The sequence below is a fragment of the Rhodococcus sp. NCIMB 12038 genome (assembly GCF_002165735.1).
In the GTDB taxonomy this organism is placed as follows: domain Bacteria; phylum Actinomycetota; class Actinomycetes; order Mycobacteriales; family Mycobacteriaceae; genus Rhodococcus_F.
The window spans coordinates 1-15,642 of sequence record NZ_NHML01000011.1 but is presented as its reverse complement, the minus strand read 5'-3'; the positions used below and the strand labels follow the sequence as shown (position 1 = coordinate 15,642).

The window sequence follows — 15,642 nt, the reverse complement described above, 5'->3', positions numbered from 1 at the left end:
AAATAATGATGTGAGTTCAGGATAATGAACGGAGCTTATGATGGGGTTCACCGGAAATAGCGGAGCGTTGTCGGGCATCAAAGTGATCGACGCCGCGACGATGGTGGCCGGCCCGTTGGGCGCGTCGCTGCTCGCCGACTTCGGCGCCGACGTCATCAAGGTCGAGCCGATCGGTGGTGACGAGTCGCGGACGTTCGGACCGGGACGGGACGGCATGAGCGGCGTCTACTCGGGCGTCAACCGGAACAAGCGCGCTGTCGCGCTCGACCTTCGTACGGCCGCAGGTCTCGAGCTGTTCCACGAACTCTGCTCGACGGCGGACGTTCTCATCGAGAACATGCTGCCCGGGGTGCGTGAGCGATTCGGGCTGACCGCCGACGAGCTTCGCGAACGGCACCCGCACCTGATCTGCCTCAATGTCAGCGGGTACGGCGACAGCGGTCCCCTCGCGGGCCGTCCCGCCATGGACCCGGTCGCACAGGCGCTCACCGGCCTCATGGAGGCCACCGGTGAACGCTCCGGGAAGCCGCTCAAGGCCGGTCCGCCCGTCGCCGACAGCGCCGCGGGCTACCTGGTCGCGATCGCCGCCCTCGTCGCACTCTTCGCGAAACAGCGCACGGGGGAGGGGCAGACCGGCTCGGTGTCCCTGGTCGGGGCGTTGTTCCATCTGCAGACTCCGTGGCTGGGGCAGTACCTCCTCGCCGACTACATTCAGGGCAAGGTAGGCAACGGCAGCAATTTCTACGCGCCGTACAACGCCTATGCGACCCGTGGCGGTGGCGCCGTTCACCTGGTCGCTTTCAACGACCGCCACTTCGTCAAGCTGACCCGGGCGATGGGTGTCGAGGCCCTCGTCGACGATCCGCGCTTCGCGGACGCCGCGTCCCGCTTGGAGCACCGCGAGGCTCTCGACTCCGCCTTCGCGCCCTGGTTCGCCGCCCGCGATCGTGACGACGTGGTCGAGTTGCTCTCCGCCCACGACATCATCTGCGCCCCGGTCCTCGCGTACGACGAGGCCGTCACCCATCCCCAGATCCAGGCCCTGGACCTCGTTGTCGACATCGACCACGACGAACTCGGACCGATGCGGGTCCCGGGCCTCCCGGTCAAGCTCTCGGGCACCCCGGGCCACGTGCGTCGCCCACCGACATCGCTGGGCGAGCACACCACCGAGATTCTCAGGGATCTCGGCTACCAGGACGACCGGATCGCGGCCCTCCGGGCCGACATGGTCGTCCGATGATCACCGAACACGGCGAAAGGAAGCATCAATGAAGGTCGGAATCAGGATCCCGGGAGCGGGACCGTGGGCAGGGCCCGAGGCGATCACCGAGGTGTCGCGGTACGCGGAGAAGATCGGCTTCGACTCCCTCTGGATGACTGATCACGTCGCGCTGCCGACCCGAGTCGATACGCCGTACCCGTACACCGCGGACGGCAAGTTCCTGTGGGATCCCGCCACGCCGTACCTCGACTGCCTCACGTCGTTGACGTGGGCGGCGGCGGCCACCGAGCGGATCGAGCTCGGCACGTCCTGTCTGATCCTGCCGTGGCGTCCCCTCGTCCAGACGGCGAAGACACTGGTGAGCATCGACGTGATGTCGCGCGGCCGGCTTTCGGTCGCCATCGGAGTGGGCTGGATGAAGGAGCAGTTCGAACTGCTGGGAGCGCCCTTCAAGGACCGCGGCAAGCGGACCACGGAGATGGTCAACGCGATGCGGCACATGTGGAAGGAAGACGAGGTCGACTTCGACGGCGACTTCTATCAGCTCCACGACTTCAAGATGTACCCGAAGCCGGTGCGTGGCACGATCCCCGTCTGGTTCGCGGGATACAGCACTGCCTCGCTGCGCCGCATCGCTGCCATCGGCGACGGCTGGCACCCCCTTGCGATCGCGCCGGACGAGTACGCCGGCTACCTGGCTACCCTGCAGCAGTACGTGGAGGAGGCTGGCCGCGACATGAGTGAAATCACGCTCACCGCAAGGCCTTTGCGGACGGCGCCGTACAACGCCGAGACGATCGAAGCGTACGGCGACCTCGGCGTCACCCATTTCATCTGCGACACGTCGTTCGAACACGACACGCTCGAAGCAACCATGGAGGAGCTCGCGGAACTCGCTGACGCCGTCCTCCCCACCGCACACAACCTGGCCTGAGGGCCCGGCGGAAGAAAGGACGAGAATTGTGCAGGCACTCACCTCGACAGTTCCCCTCGTCATCGGCGACCAACTGAGCCCGTCGTCGACCGGGGCGACCTTCGACTCGATCAACCCGGCCGACGGGTCGCACCTGGCCACCGTGGCCGAGGCGACGGTTCAGGACGTCGCTCGCGCCGTCGAGTCCGCGAAGGTCGCGGCCAAGGCGTGGCAGCGCATGCGTCCCGCTCAGCGGACCCGACTCATGTTCCGCTACGCCGCGCTGATCGAGGAACACAAGATCGAGCTCGCCCAGCTGCAGAGCCGGGACATGGGCAAGCCCATCCGAGAGTCGTTGGGCGTCGACCTTCCGATCATGATCGAGACCCTCGAGTACTTCGCGGGCCTCGTGACGAAGATCGAGGGTCGCACGACGCCGGCTCCCGGCCGGTTCCTCAACTACACCTTGCGTGAGCCGATCGGCGTGGTGGGTGCCATCACACCGTGGAATTTCCCTGCGGTGCAGGCGGTCTGGAAGATCGCACCGGCCCTCGCGATGGGTAACGCCATCGTGCTGAAGCCTGCGCAGCTCGCCCCGCTCGTCCCCGTGGCACTCGGCGAGCTGGCCCTGCAGGCCGGGTTGCCGCCCGGGCTGGTCAACGTCCTGCCCGGGCGTGGCTCGGTGGCGGGTAACGCATTGGTGCAGCACCCACTGGTCGGCAAGGTGACGTTCACGGGCTCGACCGAGGTCGGGCAGCAGATCGGCCGGATGGCGGCCGACCGCCTCATCACGACGTCGCTCGAGCTCGGCGGCAAGTCGGCGCTCGTGGCGTTCGGCGACTCGTCCCCGAAGGCAGTCGCCGGCGTGGTCTTCCAGGCGATGTACGGCAACCAGGGCGAGACGTGCACGGCTGCGAGCCGGTTGCTCGTCGAGCGGCCCATCTATGACGAGGTGATCGAACTCGTCCAGAAACGGGTCGAGGCCGCCCGGGTGGGCGACCCCCTCGACCCCGAAACCGAGATCGGCCCGTTGGTCAGTGCCGCGCAACGGGAATCGGTCCACTCGTACGTCGTCGCCGGAACCGAGGAGGGTGCCAAGCTGATCTGCGGCGGCGGCCAGTCGCCGGACGGAGCCGCGGAGCAGGGCTTCTACTACCGTCCGACGATGTTCGCCGGCGTCACCGCGGACATGCGCATCGCCCGGGAGGAGATTTTCGGACCCGTGCTGTCGGTGCTGCCGTTCGAGGGCGAGGACGAGGCGATCACCCTCGCCAACGACACCATCTACGGGCTGGCCGCGGGCGTCTTCACCCGTGACGTCGGCCGCGCACTGAGGTTCGCGCAGACCCTCGACGCCGGCAACGTGTGGATCAACACCTGGGGAGTGCTCAACCCCGCGTCGCCGTACCGCGGCTTCGGACAGAGCGGCTACGGCAGCGACCTCGGCCAGGCCGCGATCGAGAGCTTCACCAAGGAGAAGAGCATATGGGCACGCCTGGATTGACCTCCGGGTCGTCCCGGCCACAGATCGTGGGACGGCTCATCGACGCCCGCCATGTTCAGGACTGGGAGCCGGCGGCGGACTACACGATCACCGAGGACGCCCTCTTCTCCCGCGATCCCGACGCCGTGGCCGTGCTGCGCGAGGGGACCCACGCGCCCGAGGAGGTGACGTTCGGTCAGGTGCAGCGCGCCGCCGGACGCATCGCGGGTGTTCTCCGCTCCCGCGGGGTCGAGCCCGGTGACCGTGTGGTTCTGTACCTCGACCCGTCGGTCGAGGCCGCCGAGGTGGTGTTCGGGGTGCTGGTCGCCGGGGCCGTCCTCGTGCCCGTCCCGCGACTGCTCACCGGTAACTCGGTGGCGCACCGGCTCGCCGACTCGGGTGCGACTGTGCTGGTCACGGACGGTCCTGGCGTCGACCGGCTCGAGTCGACGGGGTGCTCGCTGCACGACGTCGACGTACTTACGGTGGACGGTGCGCGTGGTCCGCGGCTCGGGGACCTCGCCGGCCGGGTCGACCCGCTGGCCCCGGTGCCCGGACGGGCCTCGGACCCTGCGCTACTGATGTACACGTCGGGCACCAGCGGTCCTCCGAAAGGCATCGTCCACGCCCACCGTGCCCTGCTCGGGCACGCGGGGGTCGACTACGCCTTCGAGCTGTTCAGGCCCGGGGACGTGTATTTCGGCACCGCGGACTGGGGCTGGATCGGCGGGCTGATGCTCGGGCTGCTGGTCCCGTGGTCGTTCGGCGTCCCCGTCGTGGCTCATCGGCCACAGCGTTTCGACGCCGCCGCCACTCTGGACATGATGGCCCGCTTCGGCGTGACGACCGCCTTCCTGCCCGCGTCGGTGCTGCGAATGTTCGCCGAGCACGGGGAATCGGCCCGGCAACGCCTCCGCGCGGTCGTGACCGGGGGAGAGCCCGCCGGTGCGGCGGAACTCGGCTGGGCCCGCAGCCACCTCAGCGACTGCGTCAACAAGGCTTACGGCCAGACCGAGGCCAACGCCCTCATCGGCGACTCCGCGGTCCTCGGATCGGTCGACGACGCAACCATGGGCGCCCCGTATCCCGGGCACCGCATCGCAATTCTGGACGACGACGGCGCCCGCGTCGCACCCGGTGAGGTCGGTGAGATCGCGCTCGAACTGCCGGATCCGGTTGCACTCCTCGGCTATTGGGACTCGACTTCGGCTCGGGCGGTCCCCCCTGCGGGGGGCTGGCACCGGACGGGCGATCTGGCGCGGCTCGCACACGGGCGCCGGCTGGAGTACCTCGGCCGCGCCGACGACGTGATCAAGAGTCGCGGCTACCGCATCGGCCCGGCCGAGATCGAAGAGGCCCTGAAGCGTCATCCGCAGGTCCTGGACGCGGCAGCGGTGGGGCTGCCCGACCGGGAGATGGGGCAACAGGTCAAGGCGTTCGTGCACCTCGCCGGCGGAGAACTCACCGAGGAGATCGCGGCACAGCTCCGCGAACTCGTCACGGCGGCGGTGGGTCCGCACGCCCGGCCCCGTGAGATCGAGGCGGTCGCAGCGTTGCCGCGCACCGAGACCGGAAAGGTCCGGCGCCGCGAGTTGGTGCGGCCCCCGGCCTGAGCACCCGGCGAAACCCGCGGACCCGCGGAGCGCCATTCATCGACCGAGCTAGACGAACACGAAGGACGAAGCAATGCGAAAATTCTGGCACGTCGGCATCAACGTGACCGGCATGGACAAATCGATCGACTTCTATCAGCGAATCGGCTTCCAGGTAGCGCAGGACAAAGAGATCGACGACAGCAACCTCGCGCGAGCATTCATGGTCGAAGGGGCCAGCAAGCTCCGCTTCGCGCACATGCGCCTGAACGACTCCCCGGACGAGGCCATGCTCGACCTCATCGAGTGGCGGGATGCACGCTCCGAGGGGCGGGCGCAGAGCGACCTCGTGCACCCGGGCCTGTGCCGATTCTCGATCCTCACCGACGACATCGACGCCGAATACGCACGGCTGACGGACGACGGTGTCGAGTTCCTGCACTCGCCACAGACCATCATGGGTCCGGACGGAGTCAACGGCTGGCGGCTGCTTTTCGCCCGCGATCCCGACGGCACGCTGTTCCATTTCGCCGAACTGCTGGGGCAGGCCGCTACGGTCGGCTGACAGCATTCGCACGACGAAGGTAGGAACCTTGACCAAGGCAGAAGTCCCGGGAAGCGGCACGACCGACGAGCGGGGCGAGCAAACCGGAGAACAGTTGGTCCCCGCTGTCTCGCGCGCCACCCGCGTGCTCGAGACACTGGTCCAGCAGTCTGCCGGTGCCACGCTCACCGAGCTGGCCAAGCGCTGCGCCCTGGCGAAGAGCACGGCGTCGGTCCTGCTCCGGACCATGGTGGTCGAGGGTCTCGTCGTGTACGACCAGGAGACGCGCCGGTACAACCTCGGCCCGTTGCTCGTGGAATTCGGGGTCGCGGCGATCGCGCGAACGTCGGCGGTCGCCGCGTCGCGGACGTACATGGAGTGGTTGGCCGAGCGGACCGAGCTGGCCTGCCTGGCCATCCAGCCGATGCCGGACGGTCACTTCACGGCGATCGCGAAGATCGAGAGCCGCAAAGCCGTCAAGGTCACCATCGAGGTCGGTTCGCGCTTCGACCGCACTGCCCCGTTGATCAGCCGCTTGGCGGCAGCATGGCCGGGGCGGGGACGCCCGAAGCCGATCGAGTATCCCGACGCCGAACTGAAGCAGCTCCGGGCGCAGGGCTACGGCGTGATCTACGGCGAGTATCGCCCCGAACTCAATGTCCTGGGGGTCCCGGTATTCGACCGGGACGGCGGGCCGTGCCTGTTCATCGCCCTGCTCGGCATTGGTGACGACCTGACGGCCGAAAGCGTGGCCGGAATCGCCGACTACCTCGTCACGGCGTCACGGGAGATCAGCTCGCGCATCGGCGGACACATCCCCGAGGACTACCCGACGCCCGCCGGGGCGCCCGACCTCGACGCCGGACGCGGCTGACCGACCCGCACTTTTCTTCATGCGGCGACCCCACCCGGGGCCTGCCGCTCCGAGTCGACCCTCGATGGTCGGCTGCCCACCTCCGGCGCCACGCGCCCGAGGTATCCCCGTCCCACTGTTCGTAGGAGACATAGATGACCAGCAACAAGATCGCCGTCGTCGGCGGCACCGGGCCCCAGGGAAAGGGGCTGGCGTACCGCTTCGCAGCGGCCGGCAGGCACGTCGTGATCGGATCGCGTTCGATCGAACGCGCCGAGGAGGCGGCAGCCGAGGTGCGCAGGCGCGCCGGTGACGGCGCCCGAGTCAGCGCCGCCGACAACGCGTCGGCCGCCGCCGACTGTCCCATCGTCCTGCTGGCCGTCCCGTACAAGGGCCATCGTGAGCTGGTCTCCGAATTGGCACCCTTCTTCGCGGGCAAGCTCCTGGTCAGCTGTGTGAACCCGCTCGGCTTCGACAAGGCTGGGGCCTACGGTCTGGACGTCGAGGAGGGCAGTGCTGCCGAGCAGTTGCGGGACCTGGTGCCCGACGCCACCGTGGTGGCTGCGTTCCACCACCTGTCGGCGGTCACGCTCTGGGAGCACGAAGGCCTCGTCCAAGAGGATGTGCTCGTGTGCGGCGACGATCGGACCGCCAAGGACGAGGTGGCGCGGCTCGCAGTCGCGATCACCGGTCGGCCCGGCATCGACGGTGGGGTACTGCGGGTGGCGCGGCAGCTCGAACCGTTGACCGCCGTCCTCATCAACGTCAACAAGCGCTACAAGACGCACTCCGGTCTCGCTGTGAACGGGGTTGTTCATGATCCACGAGCTGCGTGAGTACATCGCTCTACCGGGCCGCGCCGACGACCTGCATCGCAGGTTCGCCGACGAGACCCTGGCTCTGTTCGCGGAATTCGGGCTGCAGGTCGACGGCTTCTGGCACGAGGCGGGCAACCGCGGCCGGATCGTGTACCTGGTGGCCTTCCCCGACGCCGAGGCTGCGGACGCGCACTGGGCGCGGTTCCAGACCGATCCTCGGTGGCTCGCGGTGAAGGCGCGCACGGAGAGCGACGGGCCGCTCATCTCGGAGATTCGAAGCACGTTCCTGGTCACTCCGGCGTACGCCCGGCCCTGAGCGGCGCCCGAAGAGGTTGGGCCCGACTCTTGACCGTCGCCGCACTCTGCCCCTAATCTGTTCCATATAGTGATTCGAGTTCAATATCATGAAAAGAAGCACCATGATCAAAGGAATCCAGCTTCACGGCTGGGCTGACGGGCCACAGATGGTGGAAGTGGCAGAGATCGCTGCCCGGAGTTTCGAGACCGTCTGGCTCAGCGACCAACTCCAGTCGCGAGGCGTTGCGGTTCTCCTCGGCGCCATCGCTGCGCGCACCGGCGCGGGCGTCGGCACGGCGGTCACGTTCCCCTTCGGACGCAACCCCCTCGAGATGGCGTCCAGCATGGCGACCCTCGCGGAGTTCATGCCCGAAGGACGTCGGGTCAGCATGGGAATCGGTACCGGCGGTGGGCTGGTGAGTGCGCTCATGTCGCGGCAGAATCCGACGGAATACGTGGCCGAGTTCATCACGATGTGCCGGATTCTCTGGGAGGGCGACGCGATCCGCATGGGGGACTACCCGCGGACCTGTGCAGCCCTCGGATTGCGTGAGGACGCCCGGGCGTCGTCTCCTGGACGAGCAAAGCCGACGTGCGCGTGTTGGTCGCCGGCGCCGGGCCCCGCGTGCTGGAGATGGCAGGCGAGCTTGCCGACGGCGTCATCTGCGCCAGCAATTTCCCGGCCCACAGCCTCGCGGCCTTCCGCAGCGGCCAGTTCGACGCGGTGAGCAACCTCGACGCGATCGACCGGGGCCGCAAGCGCAGCCTGCGGGGGGAATTCACCCGGATCTACGGCGTGAACCTGTCCGTGTCCGCCGACCGGGACAGCGCCTGCGCGGCCGCACGACGACAGGCCACCCTGATCGTCAGCCAGCAGCCCCCGGAGAACCTCCACCAGGTGGGCTTCGAGCCCTCCGACTACGCCGCCACCCGGGCGGCACTCAAGGCCGGCGACGGCGTCGACGCCGCCGCCGACCTCCTCCCGCAGGAAGTCGCGGACCAGCTCGTCGTCTCGGGCACGCCCGGCGACTGCATCGAGGCGCTGGCCGAGTTGCTCGAATACGCGGAAGACGCCGGATTCACCGAGGCCTACATCGGCGCCCCGGTCGGCCCCGACCCCCGCGAGGCAGTCGAACTGCTCACCTCCCAGGTCCTGCCGGAACTCGGATGAGCGCGCACGTGGAAGAGACGCGGGATCTGTGCCCGGCCGAGCACCTCGACGGTCTGGTCGTCCTGACGCTCAACCGTCCCGAGGCACGCAACGCCCTCGACGTGCCGCTGCTGCAGGCGTTCGTCGCCGGACTCGCCGCGGGGATACGCGCGGGTGCCGGTGTCGTTCTCGTGCGGGCCGAAGGGTCCGCGTTCTGCGCGGGAGCCGACGTGCGGTCGGACGACGGCACCGCGAGCGGCCACCCGGGTCTCCGGCGTCGCCTGATCGAGGAAAGTCTCGACCTGCTGGGCGGCTACCCGGCGGCGGTGGTCGCGGTCCAGGGCGCCGCGGTCGGTGCCGGATGGGCCGTCGCCGCGGCCGCGGACATCGTCCTGGCCTCGCCTGCCGCGTCGTTCCGATTCCCCGAGCTCCCACTCGGTTTCCCCCCACCCGACAGCACGGTGCGCAGGCTGGAGGCCGCGGTCGGTCCGGCGCGGGCGCTGCGGCTCCTGGCGCTGGGGGAGCGCTTCGCCGCCGACGACCTCGCCGGGCTCGGTCTGGTCGACGTCGTTCCCGAGACCTCGCTCGACGAGAAGGCGCGCGAGACGGCCGCCCGACTCGCGGCACTTCCGCCCGAGCTGTTGCGCGATCTCAAAGCAGGCCTGTCCGCCTGGAAGCGGACCTCTCTACCGAACACCCTCGAAAGGCAGTCATGACCACCAGCATCCACATTCAGAGCGAAGAGCAGGCGCACCTGCGCACCACGGCCCGGGCATTCCTGGCCCGGCACGCTCCCGCGCACGACGTGCGAATCTGGGACGAGGCGGGCTCGTATCCCGAGCAGCTGTACCGCGAGATCGCCCGCCTCGGCTGGTACGACGTGGTGGCCGGCTCCGAGGCCGTCGAGGGGACGGCCGGTCTGCTGATCACGCTCTGCGAGGAGATCGGCCGGGCCAGCTCCGACCTCGTGGCCCTGTTCAACCTGAACCTCAGCGGGCTGCGCGACATCCACCGCTGGGGCACTCCCGAACAGCAGGAGACGTACGGCGCGCCGGTGCTGGCGGGCGACGCGCGCCTGTCGATCGCGGTCAGCGAACCCGACGTGGGCTCCGACGCGGCGAGCGTTGCCACGCGTGCCGAGAAGGTCGGGGACGGTTGGGTTCTCAACGGCCAGAAGACCTACTGCGAAGGCGCGGGCCTGCCCGGCGCGGTGATGGAACTCGTCGCCAGAGTGGGCGGCGGTGGCCGTAAGCGCGACCAGCTCGGCGTATTTCTCGTCCCGGTCGACCATCCGGGTGTCGAGGTCCGCCGCATGCCCGCGCTGGGACGCAACATCAGCGGCATCTACGAGGTCTTCCTGCGCGACGTCGCGCTCCCGGCGACGGCGGTGCTCGGCGAGCCCGGTGAGGGATGGCAGATCCTGAAGGAACGCCTGGTGCTCGAGCGGATCATGATCAGCTCCGGCTTCCTCGGCAGTGTGGCCGCGGTGCTCGACATGACCGTTCTCTACGCCAACGATCGCGAACAGTTCGGCAAGGCGCTGTCGAGCTACCAGGGCGTGACGCTGCCCCTCGCCGAGATGTTCGTCAGGCTCGACGCGGCCCGGTGTGCCGTGCGCCGTTCGGCCGACCTCTTCGACGCGGGCCTCCCGTGCGAGGTGGAGAGCACCATGGCGAAGTTCCTCTCCGGTCAGCTCTACGCAGAGGCCTCCGCGCTGGCGATGCAGATCCAGGGTGCCTACGGTTACGTGCGCGACCACGCCCTCCCGATGCACCACTCCGACGGGATCATCGCCCGTGTCGTCGCCGGGCCGCCCTCGGTGCAGCTCGACTTCATCGCCCGCTCCATGGGCTTAGGAATCGGAGTGAACAAATGACGAGTGTGAGCCGCGCACTCGCGCGGGTGAGCTCCGCCAAGACGATCGACGCCGGTGAAGCCGAGGCCCTCCTGGGCGCCCGCGGTGCCGACCTCGACCGACTGTGCGAGGCCGCGGCGGCCGTCCGGTCGGCGGGCCTGTTCGACGCCGGCCGCCCGGGGGTGGTGACCTACAGCCGGAAAGTGTTCATACCGCTGACCCGCCTGTGCCGGGACCGCTGCCACTACTGCACCTTCGCGACGACACCCGGACGGGTCGACGACCCCTTCCTCTCTCCGGACCAGGTCCTCGAGATCGCGCGCGCGGGCGCCCGGATGGGCTGCAAGGAAGCGCTTTTCACGCTGGGTGACCGGCCCGAGGATCGGTGGGACGCCGCCCGCGACTGGCTCGAATCGCGGGGCTACGCCGACACGCTGTCCTACGTGCGGGCCATGGCCGTGCTGGTACTCGAGGAGACCGGCCTGGTGCCCCATCTGAACCCCGGAGTCATGAGCTGGGCCGAACTTCAGCGCCTCAAGCCGGTCGCCGGCTCCATGGGACTGATGCTCGAGACCACCGCCCGCTCGCTGTGGGCCGAGCCCGGAGGCTGCCACTACGGCTCCCCGGACAAGGATCCCGCCGTTCGCCTGGCCTGCATCGAGGACGCGTCCCGCACCAACATCCCCTTCACGACCGGGATCCTCGTGGGGATCGGCGAGTCGTACGCCGACCGGGTGGAGTCCATCCTCCAGATCCGCCGGATCGCAAAGCAGTACGGCTCGATCCAGGAAGTGATCGTCCAGAACTTCCGTGCCAAGCCCGACACCGCGATGCGGTCCGCCGACGATGCAGACCACGAGGAGTACCTGGCCACGATCGCAGTGGCCCGCATCCTGCTCGGGCCTTCGATGCGTCTCCAGGCCCCACCCAACCTGTCGGAGCCCGGCGAGCTGCGCCGGCTGTTGGCCGCGGGCATCGACGACTGGGGCGGAGTGTCCCCGCTGACCCCCGACCACGTGAACCCCGAACGGCCCTGGCCGGAGATCGACAGACTCCGCGAACTGAGTGCTGCCGCCGGTTTCGAACTCCGGGAACGCCTCGCCGTCCAACCGCAGTACGTCCTCGCGGGAGATCCGTGGATCGACGCCCGGGTCCGGCCGCACCTGCTGGCGCTCGCCGACCCGGAGACCGGTCTGGCCGCGGACGTGCTGCCGGAGGGCAGGCCGTGGCAGGATGCTGCGCCCGTAGAGTCCAGTGGCCGAACCGATCTGCACCTCGAGATCGACGCGGAAGGGCGTCGTACCGATACCCGCAGTGACTTCGCAAACGCGTTCGGTGACTGGACGGTGCTCGGTGAGGAGATGAACGCACGCGCGGCGGCCGGCGCGCATCCTCGCCTGGGCGGTGAGGTGCTCGCCGCCTTGCGCACGGCCGAGCGTGACCCCGCGGGCCTCAGCGACGACGAGGCCCTGGCGCTCATCCACTGCGACGGTGCCGATCTGGATGCCCTGTGCGCCTTGGCGGATCAGGTCCGGCAGTCGACGGTGGGCGACGCGGTGACCTATGTCGTCAACCGGAACGTGAACTTCAGCAACGTCTGCTACACGGGCTGTCGTTTCTGCGCGTTCGCGCAGCGCGCGAGCGACGCCGATTCGTACCGGCTCTCCGTCTCCGAGGTGGGGGACCGGATCGCCCAGGCCTGGGACGTCGGCGCCACCGAGATCTGCATGCAGGGCGGGATCGATCCCGGTCTCCCCAGCACCATCCATCTGGATCTGGCAGCCGAGACGAAACGCCGGGCCCCGGAGATCCACCTCCATGCGTTCTCGCCGATGGAGATCGTGAGCGGGGCGTCGCGCATGGGCATCTCGGTGGCCGAGTGGCTGACCGAGGCGCGCAACGCCGGGCTCGATTCCGTGCCGGGCACCGCCGCCGAGATCCTCGACGACGAGATCCGGTGGGTGCTCACCAAGGGCAAACTGCCGGCATCCGAGTGGATTCGGGTGGTCAAGACCGCACACGAATTGGGGATCCGCACCACCTCGACGATGATGTACGGTCACGTGGACGAGCCCCGGCACTGGGTCGGCCACCTCCGCGTCCTGCTGGACATCCAGCGGGAGACGGGCGGCTTCACGGAATTCGTTCCGCTGCCGTTCGTGCACCAGAGCTCGCCCATCTACCTCGCCGGTCTGGCGAGGCCGGGCCCGACCCGCCGGGACAACCGTGCGGTACACGCATTGGCGCGGTTGATGTTGCACGGTCAGATCGACAACATCCAGTGTTCGTGGGTCAAGCTCGGTCCGGACGAATGCGTGGAACTGCTTCGCGGTGGCGTCAACGACCTCGGCGGCACCCTGATGGAGGAAACCATCAGCAGGATGGCCGGTTCGACGAACGGATCGATGAAGACCATCGCCGACATCACGAACATGGCCGCGGCGGCAGGCAGGCCGGCCCGGCAACGCACCACCACATACGAAGCCGTCGACGCCGAGCGAACCGCGGCCGCCGAACGGTTCGACGACAAGGCGAGGTCCGTGCTGCCGCTCGCCGTCGGGATGGTCGGCCAGTGAGCGGTGGAACGCGGAGTCGAGGCCCGCGCGGGCCGTGGGTGGCCGTGATTCCCCAGCGGAACATCACGTCCGCGAAATCGCGGCTCCTGCTCCGGCCGGAGGCCCGGCAGGCGGTGGTGCGCGCAATGTTCCGAGACACCGTGTCCGCGGTTCGGGCTGCCTCGCAGGTGGACACGGTGCTCGTTGTCGTCGACCGGATTCAGGACGCGGCCCACGTGCGGTCACCGGGTGTCATCCCACTCGTGCTGCCGGGCACGCCGGGCATGAACGCCGCCCTGCGCGAAGGTGGGCGCCTAGCCCGCGAGTGGTGGCCGCGCTGCCGGCTGGCGGGGCTGCCTGCCGACCTTCCGAGCCTGCGCAGCGAGGACCTGGACGTCGCGCTGAAAGTGGCCGGACGGCACGAGCGCACATTCGTGGCGGACCGAAGACGCGAGGGAACAAGTCTTCTGACGGCCTCCGAGGGTGTCGACCTCGATCCGAGATTCGGGGAGCGCTCGCGGCTGGCGCACCTGGGCTCGGGGGCGGCGGAGACGCTCGACCCGAACATCGAGTCCCTGCGGCGGGACGTCGACGATCTCGACGACCTACTGGACGCCGCTCTGGGACATCCCGGTGCTGCGCTGGGCTCCGTGCTCCGCAGTCTGGGTCAGCCGTTCGATCAGGTGTCGGCCCGGCAGCAATTCGACTCGTCCTCGGTGGCGTCCTGACTTTCGTTTCGGCGCACTGATTTTCATTCTTCTCCAGCGAGGCCTCGCGAGCATCGATCGCGTGTCTCGCTGTGTTCTCGGTCGGCCTGAGTGGGATTGTGCTCGATGGTCGATTCTCCAACAGTATTCAGAGCGGCTCCCTTACTTTCTTCGAGGAGACACATGAACAATCGGCTCAGCTTTCCTGCATATGTGGGCGTCGCCGCCCTGGCATTTCTCGCGATAGCCGCTGACGGCTACGACCTCGCCATCTTCGGTGCCGCGACGCCGAACCTGCTCCACTACGCAGATTGGGGTCTGACGACCGCGCAGGTCGGAGTGATCGCCAGTGCGGCGATCCTGGGGATGGGCATCGGATCCATCGCCGCCGGAGTGCTCGCCGACCGATACGGTGTGCGGCGGTTGTTCCTGCTCTGCGTCAGCTGGTTCTCCGTCGGCATGATGCTGTGCGCCCTGGCACCCACCGCCGAACTGCTGGGTGCCGCCCGGTTCTTCGCAGGGTTCGGCCTCGGCGGGGTCGTGCCCACCGCGGTCGCGGTGACGATGAGCGTCGCACCGGCAGACCGGAAGAACTTCCTCAACGGTGTGATCCTGGCCGGCATACCCATTGGTGGCGTCCTTGCCGCTCTCACCGCCCTGGCCTTCCTCGACGTGCTGGGCTGGCGCGGCGTCTTCTTCGTTGGGGGCGCTTTCCCCCTGCTGACCGTGGTCCCGATCGCCGCGGTGAAGCTGAAGCGGTGGGTGCCCACGCCGAACGCTCTGCGTTCGGACGGCGAGGCCACCCGCCCCACCTTGCGCGTCGCCTTCAAGAATCTCGGACCCACCGGATGGGGAGCGCTGGCAGTGTTCACCGCGCTGACCTTCTGTGGCCAGATCCAGTGGTACGGACTGCTCACCTGGTTGCCGCAGATCATGAAAGCCAGCGGTTACTCCCTCGGATCCGCATTGGTCTTTCTGGTGATCTTCAGCCTCGGAGCCGCCACCGGTGCGTCCGGAGGCTCTTGGATTGCGGACAAGTTCGGAGAACGTCGCGCAGTTCTCGCCGCATTCACGGTCGGCGCGGTCGCGGTCATGACCCTCGCGGTACACCTGCCGTCGCCCGTTCTCTACGTCTTCCTGTTCCTCGCCGGGGCGGGGACGGGCGGAACACAACCGATCGTCTTCGGCTACGTGGCCACCTACTTCCCCGTCGATATCCGCACCAGCGTGCTCGGATTCGTTGGCGGAGTGGGCCGGATCGGTGGTGTCTGTGGACCGATCCTGGGCGGCCTTCTGGCGGGCCGACCGTCGATCGTCATCTTCTCCGTTCTCTCGGGGATCGGGGTGTTCGCCGCACTGCTCTGCTGCGTCGCGTTGGCGGCGCGCAAGACCGAAAACGACCAGACCACCGTTACGGCAAGCACTCCAGCCGAGGTCTGAGTGAACGTGACTGTATTGGTTGGCGGGGTCGGTGGGGCCCGGTTCCTGCAAGGGGTGCGGCGGCTTCTCGGCGTTGATGCACCGGACGGCGCGGGTTCGGGTTCGGATTCTGCGCATCGGATCACGGCGGTGGTCAATGTCGGTGACGATGTGTGGATGCACGGGTTGCGGATCTGCCCGGACCTGGACACCTGCATGTACACCCTCGGC

The 15,642-nt window shown here is 68.5% G+C and carries 15 protein-coding genes and 1 pseudogene; all 16 read left to right on the top strand.

Annotated elements, in window-relative coordinates; translation table 11 throughout:
- Positions 1-40 precede the first annotated feature (40 nt).
- Positions 41-1,243, top strand: coding sequence for a CaiB/BaiF CoA-transferase family protein (locus tag CA951_RS17825; RefSeq protein ID WP_087558334.1), 1,203 nt, complete (start codon positions 41-43; stop codon positions 1,241-1,243).
- 28 nt (positions 1,244-1,271) lie between these two features.
- A complete protein-coding gene (locus CA951_RS17820) occupies positions 1,272-2,159 on the top strand; it encodes an LLM class F420-dependent oxidoreductase (protein ID WP_087558115.1) in 888 nt (295 codons plus the stop codon).
- A 28-nt stretch (positions 2,160-2,187) separates the two neighbouring features.
- Positions 2,188-3,642 (top strand): aldehyde dehydrogenase, encoded by a 1,455-nt coding sequence (locus CA951_RS17815; protein ID WP_087558114.1) that lies wholly within the window; start codon positions 2,188-2,190, stop codon positions 3,640-3,642.
- Positions 3,624-5,234 (top strand): AMP-binding protein, encoded by a 1,611-nt coding sequence (locus tag CA951_RS17810; RefSeq protein ID WP_087558113.1) that lies wholly within the window; start codon positions 3,624-3,626, stop codon positions 5,232-5,234. Before CA951_RS17815 ends, CA951_RS17810 begins: the two co-directional genes overlap by 19 nt.
- A gap of 73 nt (positions 5,235-5,307) precedes the next feature.
- Positions 5,308-5,778, top strand: coding sequence for a VOC family protein (locus CA951_RS17805; protein ID WP_087558112.1), 471 nt, complete (start codon positions 5,308-5,310; stop codon positions 5,776-5,778).
- A 28-nt stretch (positions 5,779-5,806) separates the two neighbouring features.
- Positions 5,807-6,631, top strand: a complete 825-nt coding sequence (locus CA951_RS17800) for an IclR family transcriptional regulator (protein WP_087558111.1) — start codon at positions 5,807-5,809, stop codon at positions 6,629-6,631.
- A 134-nt stretch (positions 6,632-6,765) separates the two neighbouring features.
- Positions 6,766-7,446 carry an NADPH-dependent F420 reductase gene (gene npdG, locus CA951_RS17795; RefSeq protein WP_087558110.1) on the top strand — a complete coding sequence of 227 codons (681 nt, stop codon included), beginning with the start codon at positions 6,766-6,768 and terminating at the stop codon, positions 7,444-7,446.
- Complete coding sequence (locus tag CA951_RS17790; RefSeq protein ID WP_072938775.1) at positions 7,427-7,744, top strand: NIPSNAP family protein; 318 nt, start codon at positions 7,427-7,429, stop codon at positions 7,742-7,744. Before npdG ends, CA951_RS17790 begins: the two co-directional genes overlap by 20 nt.
- Before the next feature lie 88 nt (positions 7,745-7,832).
- Positions 7,833-8,186, top strand: a pseudogene (locus tag CA951_RS44310) (LLM class flavin-dependent oxidoreductase); the annotation flags it as partial.
- Between the two features lie 131 nt (positions 8,187-8,317).
- Positions 8,318-8,896, top strand: coding sequence for an LLM class flavin-dependent oxidoreductase (locus tag CA951_RS44305; RefSeq protein WP_256973911.1), 579 nt, complete (start codon positions 8,318-8,320; stop codon positions 8,894-8,896).
- Complete coding sequence (locus CA951_RS17780; protein ID WP_087558109.1) at positions 8,893-9,591, top strand: enoyl-CoA hydratase/isomerase family protein; 699 nt, start codon at positions 8,893-8,895, stop codon at positions 9,589-9,591. Before CA951_RS44305 ends, CA951_RS17780 begins: the two co-directional genes overlap by 4 nt.
- The gene (locus CA951_RS17775) at positions 9,588-10,751 is read left to right on the top strand and encodes an acyl-CoA dehydrogenase family protein (RefSeq protein WP_087558108.1); all 1,164 of its coding nucleotides are present in this window, start codon (positions 9,588-9,590) and stop codon (positions 10,749-10,751) included. Before CA951_RS17780 ends, CA951_RS17775 begins: the two co-directional genes overlap by 4 nt.
- Positions 10,748-13,306, top strand: coding sequence for a bifunctional FO biosynthesis protein CofGH (locus CA951_RS17770; protein WP_087558107.1), 2,559 nt, complete (start codon positions 10,748-10,750; stop codon positions 13,304-13,306). The genes CA951_RS17775 and CA951_RS17770 overlap by 4 nt, the downstream gene beginning before the upstream one ends.
- Complete coding sequence (gene cofC / locus CA951_RS17765) at positions 13,303-14,013, top strand: 2-phospho-L-lactate guanylyltransferase (RefSeq protein ID WP_087558106.1); 711 nt, start codon at positions 13,303-13,305, stop codon at positions 14,011-14,013. Before CA951_RS17770 ends, cofC begins: the two co-directional genes overlap by 4 nt.
- A gap of 162 nt (positions 14,014-14,175) precedes the next feature.
- Positions 14,176-15,432, top strand: a complete 1,257-nt coding sequence (locus tag CA951_RS17760) for an MFS transporter (RefSeq protein WP_087558105.1) — start codon at positions 14,176-14,178, stop codon at positions 15,430-15,432.
- Positions 15,433-15,642: 2-phospho-L-lactate transferase CofD family protein (locus CA951_RS17755; RefSeq protein ID WP_179220227.1), on the top strand; the 210-nt coding region annotated here is incomplete at its 3' end.

What these genes read in the sequence shown, in the direction of transcription:
- CA951_RS17810 (WP_087558113.1), top strand. Translation starts at nt 3,624, where the DNA reads ATGGGCACGCCTGGATTGACCTCCGGGTCGTCCCGGCCACAGATCGTG.
- CA951_RS17770 (WP_087558107.1), top strand. Translation starts at nt 10,748, where the DNA reads ATGACGAGTGTGAGCCGCGCACTCGCGCGGGTGAGCTCCGCCAAGACG.
- CA951_RS17775 (WP_087558108.1), top strand. Translation starts at nt 9,588, where the DNA reads ATGACCACCAGCATCCACATTCAGAGCGAAGAGCAGGCGCACCTGCGC.
- CA951_RS17825 (WP_087558334.1), top strand. Translation starts at nt 41, where the DNA reads ATGGGGTTCACCGGAAATAGCGGAGCGTTGTCGGGCATCAAAGTGATC.
- CA951_RS17780 (WP_087558109.1), top strand. Translation starts at nt 8,893, where the DNA reads ATGAGCGCGCACGTGGAAGAGACGCGGGATCTGTGCCCGGCCGAGCAC.
- CA951_RS17790 (WP_072938775.1), top strand. Translation starts at nt 7,427, where the DNA reads ATGATCCACGAGCTGCGTGAGTACATCGCTCTACCGGGCCGCGCCGAC.
- CA951_RS17820 (WP_087558115.1), top strand. Translation starts at nt 1,272, where the DNA reads ATGAAGGTCGGAATCAGGATCCCGGGAGCGGGACCGTGGGCAGGGCCC.
- CA951_RS17805 (WP_087558112.1), top strand. Translation starts at nt 5,308, where the DNA reads ATGCGAAAATTCTGGCACGTCGGCATCAACGTGACCGGCATGGACAAA.
- npdG (WP_087558110.1), top strand. Translation starts at nt 6,766, where the DNA reads ATGACCAGCAACAAGATCGCCGTCGTCGGCGGCACCGGGCCCCAGGGA.
- CA951_RS17760 (WP_087558105.1), top strand. Translation starts at nt 14,176, where the DNA reads ATGAACAATCGGCTCAGCTTTCCTGCATATGTGGGCGTCGCCGCCCTG.